At 69.7% G+C, this 24,752-nt stretch carries 16 protein-coding genes and 2 tRNA genes; 15 read left to right on the forward strand and 3 right to left on the reverse strand.

Going from position 1 to position 24,752, the window contains the following annotated elements:
• Window position 1 precedes the first annotated feature (1 nt).
• The 6 genes from MUY22_RS21235 (at window position 2) to MUY22_RS21260 (ending at window position 10,682) form a co-directional block, all read left to right on the forward strand.
• Window positions 2-565 carry a TetR/AcrR family transcriptional regulator gene (locus tag MUY22_RS21235; RefSeq protein WP_247061917.1) on the forward strand — a complete coding sequence of 188 codons (564 nt, stop codon included), beginning with the start codon at window positions 2-4 and terminating at the stop codon, window positions 563-565.
• A gap of 128 nt (window positions 566-693) precedes the next feature.
• Window positions 694-2,298, forward strand: coding sequence for a phosphoglycerate dehydrogenase (serA, locus tag MUY22_RS21240; protein ID WP_247061919.1), 1,605 nt, complete (start codon window positions 694-696; stop codon window positions 2,296-2,298).
• A gap of 247 nt (window positions 2,299-2,545) precedes the next feature.
• Complete coding sequence (locus tag MUY22_RS21245) at window positions 2,546-5,908, forward strand: S8 family serine peptidase (RefSeq protein ID WP_247061920.1); 3,363 nt, start codon at window positions 2,546-2,548, stop codon at window positions 5,906-5,908.
• Window positions 5,909-6,136: 228 nt separating this feature from the next.
• Complete coding sequence (locus MUY22_RS21250; protein ID WP_247061922.1) at window positions 6,137-7,174, forward strand: 3-isopropylmalate dehydrogenase; 1,038 nt, start codon at window positions 6,137-6,139, stop codon at window positions 7,172-7,174.
• A 1,100-nt stretch (window positions 7,175-8,274) separates the two neighbouring features.
• Window positions 8,275-9,906 (forward strand): citramalate synthase, encoded by a 1,632-nt coding sequence (cimA, locus tag MUY22_RS21255; RefSeq protein WP_247061923.1) that lies wholly within the window; start codon window positions 8,275-8,277, stop codon window positions 9,904-9,906.
• A gap of 5 nt (window positions 9,907-9,911) precedes the next feature.
• Window positions 9,912-10,682, forward strand: coding sequence for a fumarylacetoacetate hydrolase family protein (locus MUY22_RS21260; RefSeq protein ID WP_247061924.1), 771 nt, complete (start codon window positions 9,912-9,914; stop codon window positions 10,680-10,682).
• 70 nt (window positions 10,683-10,752) lie between these two features.
• Here the strand turns inward: MUY22_RS21260 and MUY22_RS21265 are convergent, their stop codons facing one another.
• Complete coding sequence (locus tag MUY22_RS21265; RefSeq protein WP_247061925.1) at window positions 10,753-11,991, reverse strand: FAD-dependent oxidoreductase; 1,239 nt, start codon at window positions 11,989-11,991, stop codon at window positions 10,753-10,755.
• 105 nt (window positions 11,992-12,096) lie between these two features.
• Here MUY22_RS21265 and gltX point away from each other — a divergent pair, with 105 nt between their 5' ends.
• From gltX to MUY22_RS49485, 7 genes are all read left to right on the forward strand, one after another.
• Window positions 12,097-13,575 carry a glutamate--tRNA ligase gene (gene gltX, locus MUY22_RS21270; protein WP_247061926.1) on the forward strand — a complete coding sequence of 493 codons (1,479 nt, stop codon included), beginning with the start codon at window positions 12,097-12,099 and terminating at the stop codon, window positions 13,573-13,575.
• A gap of 112 nt (window positions 13,576-13,687) precedes the next feature.
• Window positions 13,688-14,512: an HAD family hydrolase gene (locus tag MUY22_RS21275; RefSeq protein WP_371827632.1), complete on the forward strand. Its 825-nt coding sequence runs from the start codon at window positions 13,688-13,690 to the stop codon at window positions 14,510-14,512.
• A gap of 59 nt (window positions 14,513-14,571) precedes the next feature.
• Window positions 14,572-14,643: transfer RNA gene (locus MUY22_RS21280), tRNA-Gln, on the forward strand.
• 101 nt (window positions 14,644-14,744) lie between these two features.
• Window positions 14,745-14,820: transfer RNA gene (locus tag MUY22_RS21285), tRNA-Glu, on the forward strand.
• A gap of 1,221 nt (window positions 14,821-16,041) precedes the next feature.
• Window positions 16,042-18,435 (forward strand): hypothetical protein, encoded by a 2,394-nt coding sequence (locus MUY22_RS21290; RefSeq protein WP_247061927.1) that lies wholly within the window; start codon window positions 16,042-16,044, stop codon window positions 18,433-18,435.
• A gap of 74 nt (window positions 18,436-18,509) precedes the next feature.
• Complete coding sequence (locus MUY22_RS21295; RefSeq protein WP_247061928.1) at window positions 18,510-20,837, forward strand: hypothetical protein; 2,328 nt, start codon at window positions 18,510-18,512, stop codon at window positions 20,835-20,837.
• A 286-nt stretch (window positions 20,838-21,123) separates the two neighbouring features.
• Complete coding sequence (locus MUY22_RS49485; RefSeq protein WP_256475970.1) at window positions 21,124-21,252, forward strand: hypothetical protein; 129 nt, start codon at window positions 21,124-21,126, stop codon at window positions 21,250-21,252.
• Between the two features lie 417 nt (window positions 21,253-21,669).
• Here MUY22_RS49485 and MUY22_RS21300 read toward each other — a convergent pair whose 3' ends face one another.
• Window positions 21,670-22,191 (reverse strand): hypothetical protein, encoded by a 522-nt coding sequence (locus MUY22_RS21300; protein ID WP_247061929.1) that lies wholly within the window; start codon window positions 22,189-22,191, stop codon window positions 21,670-21,672.
• A gap of 154 nt (window positions 22,192-22,345) precedes the next feature.
• Complete coding sequence (locus MUY22_RS21305) at window positions 22,346-22,819, reverse strand: hypothetical protein (RefSeq protein ID WP_247061931.1); 474 nt, start codon at window positions 22,817-22,819, stop codon at window positions 22,346-22,348.
• 738 nt (window positions 22,820-23,557) lie between these two features.
• On the opposite strand from MUY22_RS21305, the gene MUY22_RS21310 reads away from it, so the two are divergent.
• A complete protein-coding gene (locus MUY22_RS21310; RefSeq protein ID WP_247061933.1) occupies window positions 23,558-23,908 on the forward strand; it encodes a hypothetical protein in 351 nt (116 codons plus the stop codon).
• A gap of 449 nt (window positions 23,909-24,357) precedes the next feature.
• Window positions 24,358-24,708, forward strand: a complete 351-nt coding sequence (locus tag MUY22_RS21315; RefSeq protein ID WP_247061935.1) for an STAS domain-containing protein — start codon at window positions 24,358-24,360, stop codon at window positions 24,706-24,708.
• Window positions 24,709-24,752: the final 44 nt, after the last annotated feature.

A 24,752-nucleotide genomic window follows, 5' to 3' on the forward strand; every position in this document is an offset into this window, starting at 1 on the left:
GATGACCGAAGTCAAGCCGATGCGCGCGGACGCCCGCCGCAACTACGAACGCCTCCTGGAGGAGGCGCAGCGCGCCTTCGCCGAACACGGCGTCGAGGCGTCGCTGGAGGACATCGCCCGCCGGGCCGGCGTCGGCATCGGCACGCTCTACCGGCACTTCCCGACCCGCGACGCCCTGCTCGAGACCCTCCTGCGGGCCCGGTTCGACGGCCAGGCCGAGCGGGCGCGCGAGCTGCTCACCGACCCGGCGCCGCTCGACGCACTGCAGGCGTGGCTGCTCGGGCTCGGCGACACCACCGGCACCTTCCGGGGCCTGGCCGAGCTGACCGCCGACGCGCTCAACGACGAGACGTCCCGCTTGTACGCTTCGTGTCACGCCATGCGGGACGCGGCGTCCCAGCTGGTGGAACGCGCGAAGGCGGCGGGGGAGCTGCGCGCCGACGTCACCACGCACGAACTGCTTCTGTTGCTGCACGCGGCATCCTGGGCGGGGCCGCACCTGCCCGGCGACGCGGGCATGCAGCGCCTGCTGGCTCTTGTTTTCGAGGGATTACGAGCGAGTTAACACCGTGGGAAGCCAGGACGTGCTCCTGCGCGTTAAACTCCCGCTCGACTGCCGCACAACGACGTGCTGAGACCGTCTGTCGACACATATGAACGTCCTGGAAGTGACCAGATAGTGGGAGCAGCATCGTGAGCAAGCCCAGTCTCCAACGTCCAGTTGTCCTCATCGCGGAGAAGCTCGCCCCCTCCGTGCTGAGTGTGTTCGGTGACGAGGTGGAGGTCCGGCACGTCGACGGCACGGACCGATCCGCGCTGCTGGAGGCGGTGAAGAGCGCCGACGCGCTCCTGGTCCGGTCCGCGACCAAGGTCGACGCCGAGGTCTTCGCCGCCACGACCCAGCTCAAGGTCGTCGCCCGGGCCGGGGTCGGCCTGGACAACGTCGAGGTGCCCGCCGCCACCGAGCGCGGTGTCCTCGTCGTGAACGCCCCGACGTCCAACATCGTCTCCGCCGCCGAGCACGCCGTGGCGCTGCTGCTGGCCGTCGCGCGCCGCATCCCGGCCGCCGACCAGAGCCTGCGCGGCGGCGAGTGGAAGCGCAGCTCGTTCTCCGGTGTCGAGCTGCAGGGCAAGATCGTCGGCGTGGTCGGCCTCGGCAAGATCGGCCAGCTGTTCGCGCAGCGCCTCGCCGCGTTCGACGCCAAGCTCATCGCGTACGACCCCTACGTCTCGGCCGCGCGCGCCGCGCAGCTGGGCATCGAGCTCGTCACCCTCGACGAGCTGCTGACCCGCGCCGACGCGATCTCCGTCCACCTGCCGAAGACCCCGGAGACCAAGGGCCTCATCGACGCCGCCGCGCTGAAGAAGACCAAGCCGGGCGTCATCATCGTGAACGCCGCCCGCGGCGGGCTGATCGTCGAGCAGGACCTGGCCGACGCGCTGCGCTCGGGCCACGTCGGCGGCGCCGGCGTCGACGTCTTCGTCACCGAGCCGACCACGTCCAGCCCGCTGTTCGAGCTGGAGAACGTCGTCGTCACCCCGCACCTGGGCGCCTCCACCGCCGAGGCGCAGGACCGCGCGGGCACCGACGTCGCGAGGTCGACGCTGCTGGCCCTGCGCGGCGACTTCGTGCCGGACGCGGTGAACGTCTCCGGCGGCGGCACGGTCGGCGAGCACGTGCGCCCGTACCTGTCGCTGGTGCAGAAGCTGGGCACGCTGCTCACCGCGCTCAACCCGAAGGCGCCGACGTCGGTCGAGGTCGTCGTCAAGGGCGAGCTGTCCAACGAAGACACCGGCGTGCTGCAGCTGGCCGCGCTGCGCGGGGTGTTCACCGGCGTGGTCGAGGACCAGGTCACGTTCGTCAACGCGCCGCAGCTGGCCGAGAAGCTCGGCGTCCAGGTGCAGCTGACCACGGAGTCGGAGAGCCCCAAGTTCCGCAACCTGGTCACCCTGCGCGCGGTGCACGCCGACGGCGCGACGCTGACGGTGTCCGGCTCGGTCACCGGCAAGGACGAGGCCGAGAAGCTCGTCGAGGTCAACGGCCGCGGGTTCGACCTGCGCGCCGAGGGCACCGTGCTGCTGGTCGAGTACCCGGACCGCCCGGGCGTGATGGGCCGCGTCGGCACGCTGCTCGGCGAAGCCGGCATCAACATCGAGGCCGCGCAGATCAGCCAGACCACCGACGGCTCCGACGCCGTGATGCTGCTGCGCGTCGACCGCCACATCGACGCGCACCTGCTGGAGCCGATCGGCGCCGCGGTGGGCGCGCACACGATCCGCGCCGTCGACTTCAGCTGACGTTCCGCGCTTTTCGAAGGCCCCCGCACCCGTTCGGTGCGGGGGCCTTCGCACGTCCGGAACCGCAATCACATTCACATAACGGACTTCTTTGCCTACCTAAGTAGGTGTTTTGGGGCATTAAGTTCTCCCCGCGAGGTTGAACCACGCGTCGTCGAGGGCACGGCGCGGTTGCCGTGCTTCACCGTCGGGGGTGCCAGGAGCGGCAGGCAGGTTCGGGTCCAGACCTCGAGTAAGGGGCCCACTCATGAGCAGATCCCGCTTACCCGCGCGCGCCACGACGGCGGCCTTCGCCGTCGTGCTGGCCGCCGCGCTCGGGGCGCCCGTCGCGAGCGCGGCCGACGCTCCGCTCGCCGACAGCGTCTCGCCGGCGAAGATCGACGACGCCAAGCTCCAGGGCAAGGTCGAGCCGCGCCTGGCCGCCGCGCAGGGCCGCGTCACCGCGTTCGTCGAGCTGGCCAAGAAGCCCGCCGTCGACGCGTTCACCGCCGCGCAGCCCCAGGGCAAGGAGTCCGCCAAGCGGGCGGCCCGCGCGGCCAAGGACGACACCGCCGCCGCCGTGAGCTCCGTGCTCGGCCAGCTGCGCACCGCCGGCGCCCAGCCCCAGACCGTCACCCAGACGGCCAACGCCGTCCCCGGCGTCGTCGTCACCGCCGACGCCGCGAAGCTGCGTGACGTCGCGAAGCGCGCCGACGTCGTCTCGGTGCGCACGGTCGTGCCGAAGACCCGGACCAACGCCAGTGCCGAGCAGCTGACCAACACGCTCGCCGCGTGGCAGCAGACCGGCAAGTTCGGCGACGGCGTCCGCGTCGGCGTCATCGACGACGGCATCGACTACACCCACGCCGACTTCGGCGGCCCCGGCACGCCGGCGGCCTACAAGAGCGTCGACAGCACCAAGCCGACCCCGCTGTTCCCGAGCGCCAAGGTCGTCGGCGGCACCGACCTCGTCGGCAACGACTACGACGCCGCGACGCCCGGCAAGACCACCCCGGCGCCGGACCCGAACCCGCTGGCCTGCGGTGAGCACGGCACGCACGTCGCCGGCACCATCGGCGGCTTCGGTGTCACCGCCGACGGCAAGACCTTCAAGGGCGACTACAAGAAGCTCGACGCCAAGAAGGTCGACGCGATGCAGATCGGCCCGGGCACGGCGCCGAAGTCGCTCCTCTACGCCATCAAGGTGTTCGGCTGCGCGGGCTCGACGAACGTCACCTCGCAGGCGCTCGACTGGGCGCTCGACCCGGACGGCGACGGCGACTTCACCGACCACCTCGACATCGTCAACCTGTCGCTGGGCTCCGACTTCGGCGCGCCGGACGACCCGGACTCGCTGTTCGTGCGCAAGCTCGCCGCGAACAACGTCCTCCCGGTGATCTCCGCGGGCAACGGCGGCGACATCAACGACATCGCCGGCTCGCCGGGCAACACGCCCGAGGCGCTCACCGTGGCCAGCACGCGGGACGCGGGCGTCCTGCGCGACGCCGCCGAGGTCACCGCGCCCACCGCGGCCAAGGGCCAGAAGACCGGCCAGTACAGCCAGAGCTACGCCGGCTACGACACGCTGAACCTGACCGCTCCGGTCGTCGCGCTGTCCGCGGCGAACAACGCGGGCTGCGCGGCGTACTCCGCGGCGGACAAGGCGAAGGCGGCCGGCAAGTTCGTCTGGCTGGAGTGGGACGACAACGACTCGACCCGCGCGTGCGGTTCGGCCGTCCGGGCGAACAACGCCCAGGCCGCGGGGGCCAAGGGCGCGCTCCTGTCGTCCACTTTGGAGCACTTCAGCGCGGGCATCGCGGGCAACGCGGCGATCCCGATGTTCCAGTTCACCGGCTCCGCGACCGCGCCGCTGCGCGCGTCGCTGACCGCGGGCACGCTGCAGGTGCGCCTCTACGGCACCGGTCGCGCGTCGATCCAGACGTACGACAAGAAGATCGTCGACACCCCGAGCTCGTTCACCTCGCGCGGCACCCGCGGCCCGGCGCTCAAGCCGGACGTGGCCGCCCCCGGTGACACGATCACCTCGGCGTTCCGCGGCAGCGGCAACGGCCGGACCGTGCTGTCCGGCACGTCGATGGCGGCCCCGCACACCACGGGCATCACGGCGCTGGTCCGCCAGTCCCACCCGGACTGGTCGGTCGAGGAGGTCAAGGCCTCGGTGATCGACACCGCCGGCCACGACGTCACCGACGGCGCCGGCCGCACCTTCGCGCCGCAGCGCGTCGGCAGCGGCCGGATCGACGCCAAGGCGGCGCTGGACAACCAGGTGCTCGCCTACGTCCAGGACGACCCGGGCGCGGTCAGCGTCAGCTTCGGCACGGTCGAAGCCGGTGGCCCGGTGACGCTGTCGAAGACGATCAAGCTGGTCAACAAGGGTGTCACGGCGGCCGAGTACTCGGTGGCCTACCAGGCGGTCAACGCGCTGCCGGGCGTCGAGTACACAGTGGACACGCCGACGGTGAAGCTCTCGCCGCGCGGCACCGCCAAGGTCAAGGTGACGCTGAAGATCACCGACCCGAAGGCCCTGCGCAAGGTCATGGACCCGACCATGCAAGCCGTCCAGGCCGGGCTCGCCCGCCAGTTCGTCGCGGACGCCTCCGGCCGCGTCGCCTTCACCCCGAAGAGCGGGGCCAAGGTGCCGCTGCGGGTCTCGGTCTACGCGGCGCCGAAGCCGGTTTCGGCGATCTCGACCCCGGCGTCGGTCAAGTTCGCGCCGGACGCCACCCAGGCCGTGCTGAACCTGAGCGGTCGCGGTGTGGACCAGGGAACGGGTGCGCAGCGCTACCGCTCGCTGATCAGCGTGCTCGAGCTGCAGGCGGAGTCCCCGCAGCTGGCCGAGTGCGACGCGGACGTGATCACCGACTGCACGGTGAACAAGACCGCGAAGGGCGGCGACCTCCGCTACATCGGCGCGGCTTCCACCGCGCCGCTGGCGAAGGCGCAGGGTGAGGCGGAGAACGCGATCCTCGCGTTCGGCCTGTCCACCTGGAGCGACTGGGCGAACATCGGCAGCAACACGTCGCCGTTCGTCGACATCGACACCACCGGGGACGGTGCGCCGGACTTCGAGACCTACGTGACCAAGGCGACGGCGACCGACGTCCTGATCGCGGTCACGGTCGCGCTGACCCCGGGCTTCCCGACCGTCGACATCCAGGCCGTCAACGGCCAGCTCGGCGACGTCGACACCAACGTGTTCGACACCAACGTGATCACGTTGCCGGTTTCGCTGGCCGCGCTGGGCATCGACGCGACCGCCGACAGCCACCGCATCTCCTACACGGTGGGCGTCAGCGGCTACTACGTCGCTCCGGGCACGACGAACGGGCTGATCGACTACGTCGGCACGCCGCTGTCGTTCGACGCGCTCGCGCCGGGCTACGCGGTCCAGGGTGGCGGCGACGCCGCGCTGGGCTACGTCGCCAAGCCGGGCACGGCGCTGGTCGTCACCCGGAACGCGGCGTCGGCCGCGGCCGACAACGCGCTCGGGCTGCTCGCCATCGAGCACCACAACGCCGCGGGGAACCGGGCGAACGTGGTCAAGGTGGACGCGGCCCAGGGTGCCCGGCCGGGGAACGACCGTCAGCCGATCGGGGCGGGCCGCCACTAGGGGGCCGGAAGATCGATCTGTGCAGGTTCAGGGGCGTCTCCGGCGGGTATCCGCCGGGGGCGCCCCACTGTTATTCACCCAATCGGGTGTCTCACCCTGCGGGAGGATGCGGCATAAGGGTGGTGCGGCTACGGCCATTTGTCTACGGCCGGTAACCTTCCGGCTGCTGGCGTTTTGTTGCGGTGGGCCATCGGTGCGTCCGGTGGCCTGGTCGACGGAGGTGTGTGGATGCGGCTCGCGGTGATCCCAGGAGACGGGATCGGGCCCGAGGTGGTCGCCGAGGCGTTGAAGGTGCTCGGTGAAGTGGCACCTACGGCGGAGATCACGAACTACGACCTCGGCGCCGCGCGATGGCACGCGACAGGTGAGCTGCTCCCGGAGTCGGTGCTGGGCGAGCTTCGCCAGCACGACGCCATGCTGCTGGGCGCGGTCGGCGATCCGACGGTGCCGAGCGGGATCCTGGAGCGCGGCCTGCTGCTGCGTCTGCGGTTCGAAATGGACCACCACGTCAACCTGCGCCCGGCGCGGCTGTACCCCGGTGTCCGGGGACCGCTGGCCGACGCCGGCGACGTCGACATGGTCGTCGTGCGCGAAGGCACCGAAGGCCCGTACGCGGGCACCGGTGGCCTGATCCGCAAGGACACCGAGCACGAGATCGCGACCGAGGTCAGCATCAACACGGCGTTCGGCGTGCGGCGGGTGGTCGCGGACGCGTTCAACCGCGCCGAGGCCCGGCCGCGCAAGCACCTGACGCTCGTGCACAAGACCAACGTGCTCTCGTTCGCCGGGTCGCTGTGGTCGCGGATCGTCGAAGAGGTCTCGCTGGAGCACCCGGAGGTGACGGTCGCCTACTCGCACGTGGACGCGGCGACGATCCACCTGGTGACCGACCCGTCCCGGTTCGACGTCATCGTGACGGACAACCTGTTCGGCGACATCATCACGGACCTCGCGGCCGCGGTGACGGGCGGAATCGGCCTCGCGGCGAGCGGCAACCTGGACATGACCCGCCGCAACCCGAGCATGTTCGAGCCGGTCCACGGTTCGGCCCCGGACATCGCGGGCCAGGGCCTGGCCGACCCGACGGCCGCGGTGCTGTCGGTGGCACTGCTGCTGGACCACCTGGGCCAGAAGGAAGCCGCGCGCCGCATCGAGGCGTCGGTGGCGTTCGATCTGGCGACCCGGGACCAGGCGTCGCCGGGTGCGACGACGGCGGTCGGTGACCGCTTGGCGGCGCTGGTGTCGTCGAACGTGCGCACCGGCTGAGACTTGCCTGCTGCTTGACGGAGAGCCCCGCACCGCGATTCGGTGCGGGGCTCTTTCGTGTGTCTTGTGCGGCGGACGGTCCTTTCGCGCGCTGGTGTCGCGAGTGGGCCGGTGGTGCGGGTTTGGTCGCGAATGGGCCGTGCGTGCGTAGGTGGCTTCGAGAACGGGCGCTTTCGCGCGCTGGTGCCGCGTGTGGGCCGTTGGTGCGGGTCTGGTGACGAACGGGCCGCTCGTGCTCGGCAGGTAGCGCGAGTGGTCTGTTGGTGCGGCTTTGTCGCGAGCGGGCCGCTCGTGCTCGGCTGGTTGCGCGAGTGGCCCGTTGGTGCGGGTCTGGTGACGAACGGGCCGCTCGTGCTCGGCTGGTAGCGCGAGTGGCCCGTTGGTGCGGCTTTGTCGCGAGTGGGCCGTTCGTGCTCGGCTGGTTGCGCGAGTGGGCCGTTCGTGCTGTGTGTGGCCGCGCGAGTGGCCCGTCGGTGCGGGTTCGGTCGCGAACGGACCGTTCGTGCCGTGCTCAGCGGTGCGAACGGGTCGCCCGCGCGCAGGCGTCGTTGAGAACGGGCCGCTCGTGCGCAGGTAGTGCCGGGAACGGTCCGCTGGTGCCGGTCTCGCGGCGACCGGCCCGTTCGTGACGCCGGTGTGGCCGCGCGAGTGGCCCGTTGGCGCGGTTTTGGTCGCGAGCGGGCCGCTCGTGCGGTGCTCGTGCCGGGCATGGCGCCGGCCGGTCGCTGGTTGTCCACAGCACCGCCGTGATGTGGACAACCAGGCCGCGGAAAGGTCTTCCGGGCGGTTGTGTCCGTGGGCGCCGGTAAACTGGATGCGGGGCCGGCCCCCTAGGGCGTGGCGGGGGATGTCTGCGCGCGGCGTTCCCGGATGGTGGGAGCTTGGCCCAGGTTGTGGACTTCCGTCGAAAGCCTGTGGCATGATGCGGCTGTGACCAGCTTCGCGATCATTATCATCGAGCGCGCCGGACGATAGCTCCACAAGAGCTCCCGGCGCGCAACCTCTCGCACCCCTGCGGGAGGTTTTTTTGTTGCCTGAAACTGCTCGGAACCGCCCGAGATCCGCCCGAAACCGCCGCCATCGCATCGAGGAGACAGACCGTGACCCGCAAGGAGCCCGCCGATACCCCCCTCGGCGATGCCTTCCACCTCTACGACACGACCCTGCGCGATGGTGCGCAGCGTGAGGGCATCTCCTACTCCGTCCAGGACAAGCTGGCCGTCGCGCGGCTGCTGGACGAACTGGGCGTCGGGTTCATCGAAGGCGGCTGGCCGGGCGCGCTGCCCAAGGACACGGAATTCTTCGCCCGGGCCGCGAAAGGCGAGCTGCAGCTCAAGCACGCCGCGCTCGTCGCGTTCGGCTCGACCCGCAAAGCCGGCACCACCGCCGACGCCGATCCGCAGGTCCAGGCCCTTCTCGACAGTGAAGCGCCGGTCATCACGCTCGTCGCGAAATCCGATCTGCGGCACATCGAACGCGCTCTGCGGGTCGACGTCGACGAGGCCTGCGCCATGGTGCGCGACACCGTCGGGTTCCTCACGAAAGAAGGCCGGCGGGTCTTCCTCGACGCCGAACACTTCTTCGACGGCTACGCGCATTCCCCCGAAACCTCGCTGAGGATCCTCGACGCCGCGGGAAACGCGGGCGCCGACGTCCTCGTGCTCTGCGACACCAACGGCGGGCAGCTGCCGCTGGGGCTCGCGGAAACCGTCCGGGAGGTCAAGGACAAGACCGGGTTCCGGCTCGGGATCCATTGTCAGGACGACACTTCCTGCGCCGTGGCGAACTCCGTCGCCGCGGTGCAGGCCGGCGTGACGCACGTCCAGTGCACCGCCAACGGTTACGGGGAGCGGGCCGGCAACGCCGACCTCTTCGCCGTGACGGGAAACCTGGTGACCAAGCTCGGCATGGACGTCCTCCCGACCGGAGGCGCCGCCGAACTCACCCGGGTCTCCCATGCCCTTGCCGAAATCGCCAACCTCGCCCCCTACTCCCACCAGGCTTACGTAGGGGCGTCGGCTTTCGCTCACAAGGCGGGACTGCACGCGAGCGCGATCAAGGTGGATCCGTTGTTGTACAACCACATCGATCCGTCTTCCGTCGGCAATGACATGCGGGTACTGGTCACCGAGATGGCCGGCAGGGCCAGCCTCGAGCTCAAGGGACGTGAGCTCGGGGTCGACCTTGCCGGCCGGCCCGAAGCGCTGACGAGCGCGCTCCGGAAGGTCAAGCGCCTCGAAGCCGAGGGCTGGTCCTTCGAAGCCGCCGACGCCTCCCTCGGACTCCTGCTGCGCGAGGAGGCCGACGTCCCGGTCGAGGCGCCGTTCGAGCTCGAGTCCTACCGCGTGGTGCTCGACCACCGCGCCGACGCCGAGGTCGTCTCCGAGGCGACGGTCAAGGTGCACGTCGGCGGCCAGCGCGTCATCGCCACCGCCGAGGGCATCGGCCCGGTCCACGCCCTCGACGCCGCGCTGCGCAGGGCCCTGAGCCCGCACCTGTCCTGGTTGGACAGTGTGGACCTGGCCGACTACAAGGTCCGGATCCTGCAGGGCCACCCCGGCACCGACGCCGTGACGCGCGTGCTGGTCGAGAGCACCGACGGCGAGCGCGAGTGGACCACGGTCGGGGTGCACGGGAACATCGTCGAGGCCAGCTGGCTGGCCCTGTGCGACGCGCTGGTCCACAAGAGCACCACCGTGGCTCCGGGCACGGGCGGGGCGGACGTAGACTGATCGGTGTGCGCCTAGCCCGTATTGCTCATCCCGGTGGTGTCGCGTTCGCTTCGGTCGAAGGGGACGGTGACGACGCCCAGGTCCTGGAGATCGCCGAGCACCCGTTCGGCCAGCCCAACTTCACCGGCAAGCGGTGGCCGCTGGCCGACGTCCGGCTGCTCGCGCCGATCCTGCCGTCCAAGGTGATCGCCGTCGGCCGCAACTACGCCAAGCACGCGGCCGAGCTCGGCAACGAGGTACCCACCTCGCCGATGCTGTTCATCAAGCCGTCGACCTCGGTCATCGGCCCGAACGCGGCCATCCGCCGCCCGTCCGGCGTCGGCCGCGTCGACTTCGAGGGCGAGCTGGCCATCGTGATCGGCCAGCCGGTGAAGAACGTGCCGGCCGCGCGCGCCGCGAGCGCCATCCTCGGCTACACCGTGGCCAACGACGTCAGCGCCCGCGACCTGCAGAAGTCCGACGGCCAGTGGGGCCGCGCCAAGGGCTACGACTCGTTCTGCCCGCTCGGGCCGTGGATCGAGACGTCCCTCGACGCGTCCGACCTGGCGCTGCGCTCGGAGGTCGACGGCGAGCTGAAGCAGGACGGCCGCACCTCCGACCTGGTGCACAAGATCCCCGAGCTGGTCGAGTTCATCTCCGGCGTGATGACGCTGCTGCCCGGTGACGTCATCCTCACCGGCACCCCGGAGGGCGTCGGCCCGATCGAGGGCGGCCAGAGCGTCTCGATCACCATCGACGGCATCGGCACCCTGACCAACCCGGTCGAGAGCATCTGACCGAAGTCCGTGAAGGCCTCCTTACCGGCGCTAAAAGCCGGGAAGGGGGCCTTCACGGCTTTCCGGCGCGCTACCGCTGCACCGGCTCCATCGGACGGCGGGCGTAGGCCGGGGCGTGCTCCGGCCGCAGGCCGAGGCCCAGCAGCCGGGCCGGGACGTACGACAGCCGCGGGAACCGGGCGAACAGCTTGATCATCCCGGCCGGCGGACCGTTGCGCTTGCCCGCCATGACCTGCCGGACCACGGTCCCGTGCAGCAGCCGCTGCAGCCCCTGCACCAGCAGCGTCGGCAGCAGCCGCCGGCCACGCACCTTCGCCAGGTCGGCCTCGCGCGGCCGGCCGCGCCGCAGCGGCTCGGCCAGCAGCGTCGCCGCCGCGACCGCGTCCTGCACCGCCAGGTTGATGCCGACGCCGCCGACCGGCGACATCGCGTGGGCCGCGTCGCCGATGCAGAGCAGCCCGTCGACGTGCCACTTCTTCAGCAGGTTCATCCGCACGTCGAGGAACTTGACGTCGTCCATCGTCGTCAGCTCGGGCACCCGGTCGGCGAACCCGGGCAGGATCTGCCTGACGTTCTCCCGGAACGCCTCGATGCCCTGCTCGCGCAGGTCGTCGCCCTTCGGGCCGAGGTAGGCGATCTGGAAGTAGTCCGGCCGGGGGAGCGGGATGGCGAAGCGGCGGTCCCGCATCTGCGGCAGGAGCATGCCGTCGACGTCGTCGGTGCCGCGGGAGAGCCGGAACCACCAGACGTCGAACGGGCAGTCGTACTCGCGCGGCACGAGACCGGCCTCACGGCGGGCCGGCGACCACCGGCCGTCGGCGGCGATCACCAGGTCGGCGCGGATTTCCCCGGTCTCGCCGGCCGCCGTGCGGTAGGTGACGCCGGCGACGCGGCCCCGCTCGCGGACCAGCCCGGTGCACTCGGTCTCCATCCGCTGGACGAACGTCGGCTCCTTGCGCGCGCTCTCGGCCAGCAGGTCGAGGAAGTCCCACTGCGGCACCATCGCGACGTAGGGGTGCGCCACCTTCAGCCGGGTGAAGTCGGCCAGCTTCATCAGCTCGCCGTTCTCCTGCGGGAACCCCGCCGAGCGCATCTCGCTGTGCGGCAGCGCGTCGAACTTCTCGCCCAGCCCCAGTTCGTCGAGCAGGGTCAGGGTCGACGGGTGGACCGTGTCGCCGCGGAAGTCCCGCAGGAAGTCGGCGTGCTTCTCCAGCACCGTCACCTCGACGCCGGCCCGGGCCAGCAGCAGTCCCGTGACCATCCCGGCCGGCCCGCCGCCCACGACGACGCACCCCGCGCGCTCGGTCATCTCCACCATCTCCCCGTCTATTTCATCGTCTGTTGAATAAAGCGAGGATGCACCCGCCCCGGTCCGTGCGTCAAGCGATGTGGCGACGGATACGCTGATCGGGCTATGAGTGAGACATCGGTGGTTCGCGCGCGTTTCTGTCCTTCGCCGACCGGCGCCCCGCACGTCGGGATGATCCGCACGGCGCTGTTCAACTGGGCCTTCGCCCGGCACCACCAGGGCAGCCTGGTGTTCCGGATCGAAGACACCGACGCGGCGCGCGACTCGCAGGAGTCCTACGAGCAGCTGCTCGAAGCGCTGCGCTGGATGGGCCTCGACTGGGACGAGGGCCCCGAGGTGGGCGGCGAGTACGGGCCGTACCGCCAGAGCGAGCGGCGCGCGACCTACGCCGACGTCGCCGCGAAGCTCCTCGAGGCGGGGGAGCTGTACGAGGCGTTCTCGACCAACGAAGAGGTCGAGGAGCGGCGCAAGGCGGCCGGCCTGGACCCGAAGCTGGGTTACGACAACTTCGACCGCGACCTCACCGACGAGCAGCGCGCCGCCTACCGCGCCGAGGGCCGCGCGCCGGTGCTGCGGCTGCGCATGCCGGAGGTCGACCTCGGCTGGACCGACCTGGTCCGCGGCGACATCACCTTCCCGGCGAACACGATCCCGGACCCGGTGCTGGTGCGCGCGAACGGCGACCCGCTCTACACGCTGACCAACCCGGTCGACGACGCGCTGATGAAGATCACGCACGTGCTGCGCGGTGAGGACCTGCTGCCTTCGACCCCGCGGCAGATCGCGCTGTACTCGGCACTGGAGCGCGTCGGCGTGGCGGAATTCACGCCGCGGTTCGGCCATTTGCCGTACGTGATGGGCGAGGGCAACAAGAAACTGTCCAAACGCGACCCTTCGTCGAATCTCTTCAACCTCCGCGACCGCGGTTTCATCCGCGAGGGGCTGCTGAACTACCTGGCCCTGCTCGGCTGGTCCATCGCGGACGACCGCGACGTGTTCTCCCCCGAGGAGCTGATCGCCGCCTTCGACGTCACGAAGGTCAGCGCCAACCCGGCGCGCTTCGACGTCAAGAAGGCCGAAGCCATCAACGGCCAGCACGTCCGGGCCTTGCCGGCGGCCGAGTTCGTGAGCCGGGTGACGCCTTATCTCGTCGCGGCGGGCGTCCTGCCGGACTCGCCCAGCGACGAGCAGGTCGCGCGGCTGAACGCGATCGCTCCGCTCGTCCAGGAGCGCGTGACGCTTCTCGCGGACGCGTCTCCGATGGTGCGCTTCCTGTTCGCGGACGAGGAGACCTTCGCGCCGGAGGAGGACGCGGCGGCGAAGAACCTCGGCGAGCCCGCGCGGCCGGTGCTCGAAGCCGCGCTGTCGGCGCTCGAAGCGCTGCCGTCGTGGGAAACCGCGGCCATCGAGCAGGCGCTGAAGGACGCGCTTGTGGACGGTCTGGGTCTCAAGCCCCGCAAGGCTTTCGCGCCCGTCCGGGTCGCCATCACCGGCCGGACCGTTTCCCCGCCGCTCTACGAATCGATGGAGCTGCTCGGCCGCGACGTCTCATTGGGACGCCTGCGCCGCGCAGTGGTCGGATAACCGAAAGAAGACGGTTCGCCAACTGGGAGTAGAGCGACCACGCCGGAACAGGCGAGCGGCAATCACCTCTTTGGCAGCGTCGCGAACGCTGCCGTTGCCCTAGCCTCACTGGGTGGATTTCGCTTTGGCACCCCGGACCCCGTCGCGAACCGCCCCCGCCGAGGCGGCGCCCGAGCCCTGGGCGCCGCCGGCGCTCCGGCTGGTGTGCCTGGACATCGACGACACCCTCATCGACTGCACCGCCGCGATCCGCCGCAGCCTCCACATCCTCACCGGCCGGGGTGATCTCTGGCCGTTGTGGGACCTGATCACCGAAGAGCACGTCGCGCTCGTCGTCGCGGGGGAGATCGACTACGCGACCATGCACCAGCGCCGCACGGACTGTTTCCTGGCGGAGCTCGGCATCCTCGCCGACGACGAGCAGGTGCGGTCGTTCGAACGCCGCCGCCGCGAGCTGCTCGACACGTCGTGGCAGCTGTTCGACGACGTCCTCGAGTGCCTGGAGTGGCTGCGCGCCGCCGGTCTCGTCCTGGCCGCCGTGACGAACGCGTCAGGTGTCCACCAGCGCAAGAAAATCGCCGATCTCGGCCTCGCGCCGTTCTTCGATCACGTCGCCATCGCCGGCGAGCTGGGCGTGGCGAAACCCGATCCGGTGATGTTCCACACGGTCTGCCTCGGCCTGGGCTGCGCACCCGCCCAGGCCGTGCACGTCGGGGACAAACTCGACACGGACGCGATCGGCGCCCGCGACGCCGGCCTCGGCGCGGTCTGGCTGGACCGCGACGGCATCGGCGAGCGCGCCCCCGAGGGCGTCCACACGGTAGCCGGCCTCGCCGAGCTGCCTGAGCTGCTGGTTTCGGAGTACGCGACGATCGGCGTCCCCGCTCAGCGCCGCAGTGACACCCCCGCGTTCACCGTCCGGAACGGCGTGCTCTAGTATTTCTTCTCGTGCGGTGCTGAGCCAGACCGGTAGTTCAGGTCGGCAGAGTACCTCACTGGGGTATGGTGTAATTGGCAGCACGACTGGTTCTGGTCCAGTTAGTCTAGGTTCGAGTCCTGGTACCCCAGCTGCGGAGAGTGACCCCCCTGCAGAGCGAGAAATCGCCTCTGGTAAGTTCTCTCCAGCAAGAAAAACAGAAAAGCCCCTGGGAGACCAGGGAAGTTCCTAAGCCCCCGTCGTCTAGCGGCCTAGGACGCCGGCCTCTCACGCCGGTAGCGTGGGTTCGAATCCCATCGGGGGTACCAACAGCTACTACGCAAGCCTCGTTGACCCTGGTCAACGAGGCTTTTTGCGTGGTGGGCGTCATGGCGTCGGAGATCCTTTCCGCAGCTTGGGCCGTTTCTGGAAGTCGATCGCCAGGCGGTCCAACTGTGATCGTCACCTCGTTCCCGAGTCCGTGCACCCGAACACTCAGCCGGGTGGCTTCGAAGAGCTCGTAGAGGAGCGATCGCGGAGCCGAGGCGAGGTGCACCGCGAGGTAGGGGAGCGCTTCCAACCGGCTCAGATCGACTGAGGACGTCGGCTTGGCTTCCTCGGTCTCACTGAGGTGGCTGATCTTGGTCGCCGTGGTCTTCTTCGAGGCCTCGGCCAGGTCCGCCTCCAGGATCGCCTGTCGCTGGAGTCCGAAGAGCCGGTCGGCGTAGAAACGGCAGATGGCCTCGAGGAGTTCGTCCTCGCGGATGCGGATCGAACTCGGCAATCCGGGGTGAAGATCGGGCGCGCCGCGGTTGTTCTTGCCCGGCCAGCAGAGGTAGTACACGGCGCCCTTGCCCTTCTGGTCGCCGATCATTCGCCGCTCGCAGTCGTGGAAGACACGACCGCGCAGGGAAGTACCTGCGTCTGGCGAGAGGGCGGCTGTTGAGGCCGGCGCCGTCACGTGATCCGCGGTTCTTGTCGACCTCGTCGAACAGCCATTTCTCGACCAGCGGTTCGTGGGCCGGCTGAGGCGACCAGACGATCACCCGACACCGTCAGCGCGCGATCGAGCGACTGACCGCGGCTGCGAGGGAGTTCCCTGAGCGAGAGTCATCACCGCCACGATGACTTACCGAAACGCCTCCAACTGCCGTTGCTGAACTACCGCCCTTTGCCGGTGCGTCCTCGGCTCACGTCTGTGGTCCGCTGTTGACGGCGGCCCCGCAGCCGTCTGAGGGCGCCGCGTTCGCGGCTTGCGGCGCGACGAACGCCTTGGTCTGAATGGGCCACGCACCGCCGGCAGCGCGAGGCAAAGGAACCCGAAGCATCCGCATAGGTCTCCCTTCACTCGAATGCCGGATAACGCGCAGATACACCCTGGCGAAGTTAGAGGGTAAATGCCTCTCGGGGACGGCGGTGAGGGCTGCGGCAACACAATCCGAGCGTCGCCTTCATCCTCGCTTTCCTGCCCTAGCAGGAAATATTCGCCTATTTCGATTGCCGCACTCCGCACGTTGGCTTCTTTCGGCGACCACAAGGCGGTTTCAACCATGCCCCTGAATCGACCCGTTCCCTTCGAACTCGGTGACGCCCGCGCCGCGCACGACCACGTTTACGACATCGAGGTGTACGACGGCACGGACTGGGTGCCCGGCGGCCGGCTCGTCGTGCTGCGGGACATGGTGATGCACGGTGACGAACACGTGCACACCGTCGACTACCACGGCCCCAACCACGCGCTGCTGATCCGGGGCAAGGCCGATGACCCCACGTTCCAGGCCCGGCTCAACCTGACCGACTGCGGCACGGCGCTGGTCGGGACGATCGCCACCGGCGGTGGCGCGCCGCAGGCCGTGCGCGGGACCGCGTTGACGCAGGTCTACCGCACCGAGCGGCAGCCGAAGGAAGCGCTTTCCCCGGCCTTCGAGCCGTGGGACGACTTCTCCATCAGCTCCGCGTGGGACGGCAACGAACTGAAGATCACTTACCTGCTGGGTGAGGTGGACGTCAGCGACCGCGTCCGGGTGAGCAAGGTCGACCGCGCCAAGGGCGAGACCACGCTGGAGATGGTCCCGCAGTTCGAACCACCCTTCCAGCAGGACGCCTTCACCATCGTGCTCGCCTCGGGCAACCACTCCTTCACCGGCACTCTGACCGACGCCGAGACCAACGACTACGAGTGGCGTGGCGGCACGAAGCCGGCGCCCGCCCTCGCCGCGGCCCGCGCCGCCAGGCCCGCCCGCGCGAAAGCGCTTGCCGCCGTGGCTGCGCCCGCCGCCACGAGGTCCTTGCAGGACCTGGACAACATCTCGTCGATCCAGGTCGTCACCGACGGCAAGGGCAACCAGATCACGGTCGACTTCGCCCAGACCACCTGCGGCGGCTACTTCAACAAGTGCCTCGTCAACGCGCTGGACGCCCAGTGGATCGAAGGCATCTACGGCCACGCCTACACCCTGCCCACGGGGGTGAAGGCGGTGTTCACCGATTCCCAGCAGTTCTTCCACGAGTACGCGGTGCTCGGAACGGGCCAGATGCTCTACGACAACCTCGGCAGCAGCGATCAGTACAAGGACGTGCTCAACCGGATCAAGCCCGACGCCATGACCGCGGTCTGGCGGGACATGGGCACGAGCACGACCGCGGGCCCGCTGTACCAGGAAGCGAGCAGCGCGCTCTACATCCAGGGCTACCGCGACGGCGTCGCGCTGATGAAGCCGTACCTGGACGACAATCCCCAGCAGTGGGCCGCGGACTACTTCACCTGGCTGACCGACACCGCCAACCTGCTCACGTGGCAGATCCAGATCGCCAGCAAGCAGTTCGACAACGTCAAGACGCGGATGTACGAGTGGTACGTCAAGCTGCAGGTCCTGGCGCCGGACAGCGACTACGGCAAGCGGTTCATGACCGTCGCCTACAGCGCGCTGCTCGGGGTGAACTACTCGAAGGCCCTGTGGTCGGAGGACCTCAAGCCGTTCCTGCTCGCCCTGATCGAAAACGCCATCGCGGGCAAGGTCGACCCGGCCGTCATGGACCAGGTGCAGCAGCAGGCGGCCCTGGAGAACCAGGAACTGCTGAAGAGCCTGATCACCACGGCCGACACGGGGTTGCAGCTGGTGGACGCCATCGCCGCCGCGCTGACCGCGTACAAGCTCAAGCAGACCCTGCAGCAGGCCGCCCAGAACCCCGCCTTGGCGGCCGCCGTGGGGCAGCAGCTCGGGCCGAAGCAGTACCAGGCGTGGAGCAACCTGACCAAGGCCGGAAAAGCCGGCGGGCTGCTGAGCATGCTGTTCTACGGCGCGTCCGCGGGGTACCTCATCTACTCGATCGCCCAGGACGGCAAAGGCTCGCAGACGCCCAAGACCGTCGTCGAAGAGCTCAACATGGGCATTCTCGCGCTGGGGATGCTCGTGAAGGGCATCGAGAAGCTGATGTCACTGGGGGTCGGCCGGTTCCTGGAGAACTTCGCGGCGGGCGGGCAGGGTGGCGCGTTCCGCGCCTTCGCCGGTGACCTCGCCCTCTGGTTCCAGGAGGGCGGCAAGATCGTCCCGGTCGGCAAGGCCGGGAAGGCGTTCGTGGCCGTCTTCGGGGAGAACTCCGCGGAGTTCATGGCCCGGCGCATCGGTCCCGCCATGGCCATCTGCGGCCTCGTGCTGGCGGCGTTCACGCTGTACGCGGCCATCAAGTCCGGCGACGAGCGCGACATCGTGTTCGAGTCGTTGAACGCCTTCTTCGCGCTGGCCACGGTCGTCCTGATCGGCTTCGAGCTGATGAGCTTCGCGTGGGCGGGGCCGGTCGGCCTGGCCATCGCGGTCATCGGCGTGCTCGTCGTGCTGACCCAGTTCATCTGGAACCAGATCGACCCGCCGAAGCCCCCGCCGGACCCGATCACCCAGTTCGTGGGGGGCCCGATGGCGCAGCGGGGTTACGCCACGGCGTGAGCGGCCCGGTCGAGCCGGTCTTCGGGCCGGCTCGACCCCCGTCGCCGGATCCGCAGTCACGAGCAGGGAGCCCGATGTTCATCGCACTGTCCCGGCCGCGCCTCGCGCTGGCCGGAACCGCCGACCCCGTCATCGAAGCCGTCGTCAACCTGATGCCGGACTACAGCGCCGGCCGGCGCCAGCACGCGCTCTACGTCAACAAGCTGCGGAGTGCCCTGCCCGGCAACCGATCGCAGGTCTTCGGCACCGGGCCGTCGTTCCGCAGCGTGTTCTTCCGCGACTGGCAGCCGGACCCGCTGCTGGCGATGACCGACGACACCGGTCTGAGCGCGCAGTGGTGGAGCAACTTCTCGGCGGTCGTGCTGTGCCAGGCCATCACGGACCTGGGCAGCGACATCCGCGGGCAGATGCTGTCCGGGAAGATCGACGACGAGGTCGCCTCCTACAACCGGACCCTGCGGGCCCGGTCGTCGCGCGTGTACGCGAAGGTCCTCGCCGCCACCTACGAGCCCCTGATCGCCCTGCTGCGCCAGGTGAATCGCGACACGGCCCGGCGGCAGTTCCACGATGCGCTGCTGGACAACGTGCTCAGCCGCCAGCTGTGGTACCAGGCCGGCCAGTGGACCAGCCCGGACTGGGAGATGTTCAACCAGTACGCCAAGTACCTCGCGCTGGGCGCGTCGGACGTCGAGATGGACACGTTGATCGGCGAGCTGCTGGCGGCCGGGCTGCCGATCCCGGGCTCGGTGGACCGGCAGGGCTGGCGCTCCTACTCCGAGCAACTGCGCGACAAGCCGACCGTCGACCTCGCCGACATCCGGACCGAGTGCGCGGGCCCGGTCACCGAGACGACGTCGATCCCGACCACCGGGCCGGGAGGTTCCGCCCGGATGCCCGACGGGAACTCCTACGAGTTCACCGCCAACGGCCGGCCCGGCGCCCGGTACCGGCGCCCGCCGGGCGGCTCGTGCTTCACCGGTGGCACCCAGGTGCTCGACGGCGCCGGTCGCGCGGTCCCGCTGCGGCTGGTGAAGCGGGGCGACACCGTGCTGACCCGGGACGGCACCGCGACCGTGGCCTACGTCGCCCAACCCCTGCGCGGCGAGCGCCCGCTGTACCGGCTGACCGGCGGCGGCCCGGTGTTCGCCGGTACCCACCCATTCCTGAACGCGGCGCCCGGCGACGACGTCCCGAAGGTGCTCGCCGTGCAGCCGGACGCGCTGGCGTGGGACGTGCCGACCCTCGGCGAGACCGGCATCGGCCCGCTCGAGCCGGGCAGTCTGGTGCTGTCCCGCGGCGCGGGAGAGGCGAAACCGCCGGTCACCACGGCGGTCACCGGGGTGGAGGAGGTCACCCGGATCGAGGACGAGACCTACCTCTACGACGTGCGGCTCGCCGCCGAAACGGGAACCCGGCAGGAGTTCTGGGCTGGTGACGGTGACCGGTTCCACCTCGTGGCGCCCGAATACCCGGTGCTGGACGAGGCCGGTCCGGCGGCGGCCACGGTGGTGGCCGTGATGGCGGGTCTCCTGGCTTCCGGCGGGCCGGAGCAGGCGGGCTGGCCGGCGTGGATCACCGCCCGCGTCCACGAGAGCGGCGCCGGTATCTTCCGCGACGCGCTGACCGAAGCGCTCACGACGACGCCGTCGTTCGGGGCTCCCGCACCGCCCGGCCCGGTCCACGACCGCATCGACCGCCTTTACCACGAAGTCAGCGACGCCCCGGCGGAAACGGCGTCGGTGGTGGCGGGCCTGTTCGACGGCCTGTTGGCCTCGGCCGGGCAATGGCTGGCGTCGGTCGTCACGCTCGGCTGGCGCACGTCTTCGTCGCCGGGCGACGAAGTCATCGCGGTCACGGTCTTCGACGCCGCCCTGACGCCGGTGAGCCCGGTCCCCGCCGGCACCGCGGTCCGGCTCGACGTCACCGCCACGGGGCACGATTCGAGCGACGGGACCTGCCTGTGGGACCGGCGTGGCCGGGCCAACACCGCCTTCCACCGCTACTTCGACCAGATCGTCCACCTCGACGCGGCCGGGAGCGGCGACCCCGCCGACCTGTCGTTCGCCATCACGGCCGACGGCGGGACCACGCCGCTGCTGTCCGCGATGGTCCCCGGCGTGCTGTGCGAAACCGCGCCGGCGTTGCGGTCGGCGTCCCTGCGCGACCCGTTCGGCACGGTGGTCGGCGCCATCCGCTTCGACACCCGGCTCTTGGATCGCGACACCGCGGCCCGCGAACTCGGCGCCGGCGGACTGTGGACCGGGGAAGCGGCCCGGGCTTATGCCGACGCTCTCGGCGGCGCGATGGTCGAGCCGATCCTGTCGAGACTGCGGCGGTTGGGGCCGACAGCCGAGCAGCACCACGACGAGACGCGAGGCCCGGCCGGTGAGGTGGACAGCTGACCGCGTCGGCCCTTCGAAGCCGGACGCCTACGCCCGCGAGGCGGGGCTCGCAGCATCGCTTTCCCCAAGGACCTCATTGCTGTCTTGGCCGCGCGCTGCACGACGGGTGCTCCACCTTGGTGAAAGCGGTTACGGGGTCGCGGCCGGCGAGGTGCATCGACCGCCGGACGAGATGGAGTCCTCGGAGGAGTTCGCTGTCGTGGGCGGTCGAGGATCAACGGCTCGACGGGGTTTCCGCCACGATCCTGACCATCCGTTATCCGGTGAGCCCATCGATCGAGACGACGTGGTCACGGATCGGCAGGCCGGGCAGCTGCTCGGGTTGAGCCGGACGACGACCACCCGACATCGCCGGCGTGCCTTCGAGCAGCAGGCCGAGGCCGCGGCCGAGTATTCCGGCCAGGATCTGCCCTGAGCCGGCTGAATCACGGCGGCCCCAGTGCCTGCGTGCCTTGGACAACGGCCGGCCGGACCGCCGCCGAGATCCTCGAGGCCCCGGACACCACGCTGACCGTCCTCACCGGCTACGGCGAAACATGCGCCGGTCGCTGATCGCCTCCGCCGCGTCGCCGGCCGCGAAACTGGTACCGGTGCTGCGGGATTCGGTGGCCGGCAGCGTCAAGAGCGCGACGGCGTTGTACCACCGGGCGACCGAACTCCGGGGCCCGGTCGTGCCCGTTTGCCGGAGCGGAAGGCCGGCTGGAAGCGCTCGGTTCAGCCGACTTCACTGTCGTAGCCCCGAGTGACTCGAACCGGTCGACCGGAGTTTCCCGATCCGGGTTCAAGCGGGAGTTTCGACCGAGTGCGGTGCCGGTGGTCGAGGTCTGGGACCTCAGACGTGATACGGGCCGTTGTCCCCGAGGTCCGGGCTGACGTGCGGGTGCGGTCCGCCCTGGCCGGGTACCGGGGTGACCGTCGGCTGCCACGACGCGTCGGACGGCGTGCGTCGCCGGGACGGGGTCTCGGCGTCGGCCGTCGGCTGGCCGAGTGGGTCGGCAGCGGCACGCTCGTTTGCGTGGAAGTGCGTCTCGACGAGGTTGTCCTGGCGCCGGCGGGCCAGCACCGAGAGGGTCGCCGCGTGCGCCACGGCCAGCAGCAGCAGGAACACGCCGATCCGGCCGACGAGCGCGGCCGTCGAGCCCGACCACCCGGGCCCGATCACCGAGAGCAGGGCCAGCAGGCCGAAGGCGACCAGGTGGAAGACCGTCACCACCATCCACGCCATCGACCCGGACCCGCCACCGCCGTCCGGGCCGCGCAGGTAGCGCCGGCCGCCGCGGTAGAGGACCTGGCCGTCCGCCACCACGAAGATCACTCCGATGATCAGGAAACCGGTGAGCTCGTTGTCGGCCATCGCCGCCTCCTCCTTTTGGTCTGGGTACCCGCGAACAGCGGCGCGGTCGTTCACCGCATCGAGCGAGGTTCCGTCTCGTGGTCACGCAACCGGCCATGACCGCGAACTCCGGTCGGTCCGGGTTCACGGTCATGGCCGGCCGGCGTCCTCGGCGTCAGCCGATGGGGAGCACGGTAAGCCCACCGAGGAGGTCGTTCACCAGCACCGACAGGCTCAGCAGCAGCCGCTGCAGCAACGCGTTCAGCAAACCCGCGACGGGAGGGAGCGACTGCCGGGGCTCCAGCTGGGTGGCCAGCTTGTCGACCCCTTGGCGGGCCTCGGTGTTCTCCTGCTTCGCCGTGGCGGCGCTGTTCCGCGCCGACGTCTGAACGGTGTACCGCTTGCCCTGCGTCAGATCGGTCAGCAACGGGTCGAGCTCGCCGATCGTGGACCGCACGCCCGGCAGGTTGCCGTTGTCCGCACGAGAGGACAACTGGTCACGCAACTGCTGAACGGTCGAGGCCGCGCTGGTGGTGCTGGAGGAGCCACTACCACCCGGGCCGCCCGCCGAGGCCGTCCCGACGCCGGCCAGCGCCACGGACACCGTGGTGGCGAGCACCGTCAGCGCGCGAATCACGTTGTTTCTCATTTTTCGTACTCCTTCGGAATGCCGGATGCCGACCAGCTCATCGTGATCTCCCTGACGTGGAATGGCGAGCCGGTGTTCCGCCGTGTGCGCGTTCACCGATTCCGCACCGTGTACACGCGGCTCGTATTTCCCGCGGCAAACATGAGATCGGTGTGAACGCGCTGATACGCAATCTCCAAAGTCTGTGACGTTCCGTGCCTGTCTCACGCTTTCGTGGTCCACCTTCCCGCGTGATCGGGTAAAGTGCAGATGATTCGTCGGCTCGGTGTGATCGTTGTCGATCGACCGAGGTGGCCGGGGCGCACCCGTTGGAGGAGTTTCAAGCTCGCTGCGACGGGTAACCCAGTGATTTCTTCCGTGCCGGAAAGGGTCTCGTAAGAATGTTGCGCATCGAAAACGCTTCTTGTCCGGTTGTCTGATCGGTAACGTCATCCGGGGTCGTGGAACGGCTTCCTGGCCGGCCATCGGCTCGCCCTCGGTGCTGGGACCTGACGCGAAGGTGCCGAGGGCACCCCAATTTCGACGGAAGACAAGCAACTGTTTCCGATCGTGAGACCGGAAACTCCGCATCACCCCGTTCAGGCTACAAGAAACGCGGTCAGCGGATCGCGGCGAGACACGATGGTGGAACGCGGTGGAAACGCGGCGATCGGCTCAGTACTTTCTGCTCACGCGGGGCGGAGAACACACCTTCAACGCCGTCGCGGTCCGACACGATCACCAATCCTAGGAGATCCCATGCTGAAGAAGATCGGTTTCGTCACCGCCGCCCTGGCGGCCGGCGCGTTCCTGAGCGGCGGCATCGCGGCCGCCGACACCCCGGACGGCCACCACGGGGACTACGACCACAGCAGTCAGGTCGGCTTGCTGAACCTCGGCAACACCGACGTACTCCACAACGTCAACGTGACCCCGGGCATCTGCGGCAACGACGTCAACGTGCTCGGCGTGCAGGTCCCGATCCGCCACTCGCTCAACGGCATCGGCATCCCGATCCTGTCGCCGGGCGAGAACGAGGCCAGTGGCGAGTCGCCGTACAACTGCGCCGCGGGGGCCATCGCCGACGGTGGCACGAGCCAGGACAACTGAGACTTCGTGCCGAGGTCGCCCGCTGTGTGTGCGGAAGCCGGCCGAGGCACGGACACGGTGTCGCGTCCGGGTCGTGACGCGTGCCCGGAACACGGAGCGAGCTGCACACTCCTGTTCCGTGTCCTGGGCACGCTGCGACGCGGAGCGGCACCGACACGGGTGGGACCGGCGATCTCTGCAGGGGGAAGCCGGTCCCACCCGGAGTGAACGCACCACGACCAAGTCTCACGGCTCCGGTGTCCTGACCGGACACCGGAGAGACGTCGTTCAATCGTGCGGCCGGTGACGTCCAGGACGGCGTGCCCGTCCAGGACAAGTGAATCACCGGTCGTTCACGGGCCGTCGCGCGGTGCCCCCGCGCGACGGCCCTTCCAATTTTCCGGGGCAGCTCTCCGCTTCCCGGCTGTTCCGGTTGTGCCGTCTACCGTGCTCGCGCCGAGGAGTGGATCATGGGCGTGCCTTCCCCTCTTGTGTTCTCCACCTACGCACACGTCGCGGAGCACGTCGTGACGGTCTGCGTGGCCGGTGAGATCGACGCGCTGAGCGTCCGGCCGCTCGAGGCCGAGTTCGCCCGTGCGCTGGGGCACCGGAAGGAATCGGTGGTCGTCGATCTCGCGAAGGTCACCTTCTGCGGATCGGCCGCGCTCGCCGCGTTGCTCTCGCTCGAGCGCGACTGTTTCGCCGCGGGCGTCAGGCTTGTGCTGATGCCTTCGCGGATCGTGCAACGCGCCATCGAGATGACGGGGCTCACGCAGGTGTTCGGGTCGGATGTGATCGAACGCGACGTCCTCGGGCACTGAAACGAGAGCCGGGCGCGTGGTCAGTCCACGGGCCCGGCTCTCGG

The sequence above is a fragment of the Amycolatopsis sp. WQ 127309 genome, from assembly GCF_023023025.1.
GTDB lineage: Bacteria > Actinomycetota > Actinomycetes > Mycobacteriales > Pseudonocardiaceae > Amycolatopsis.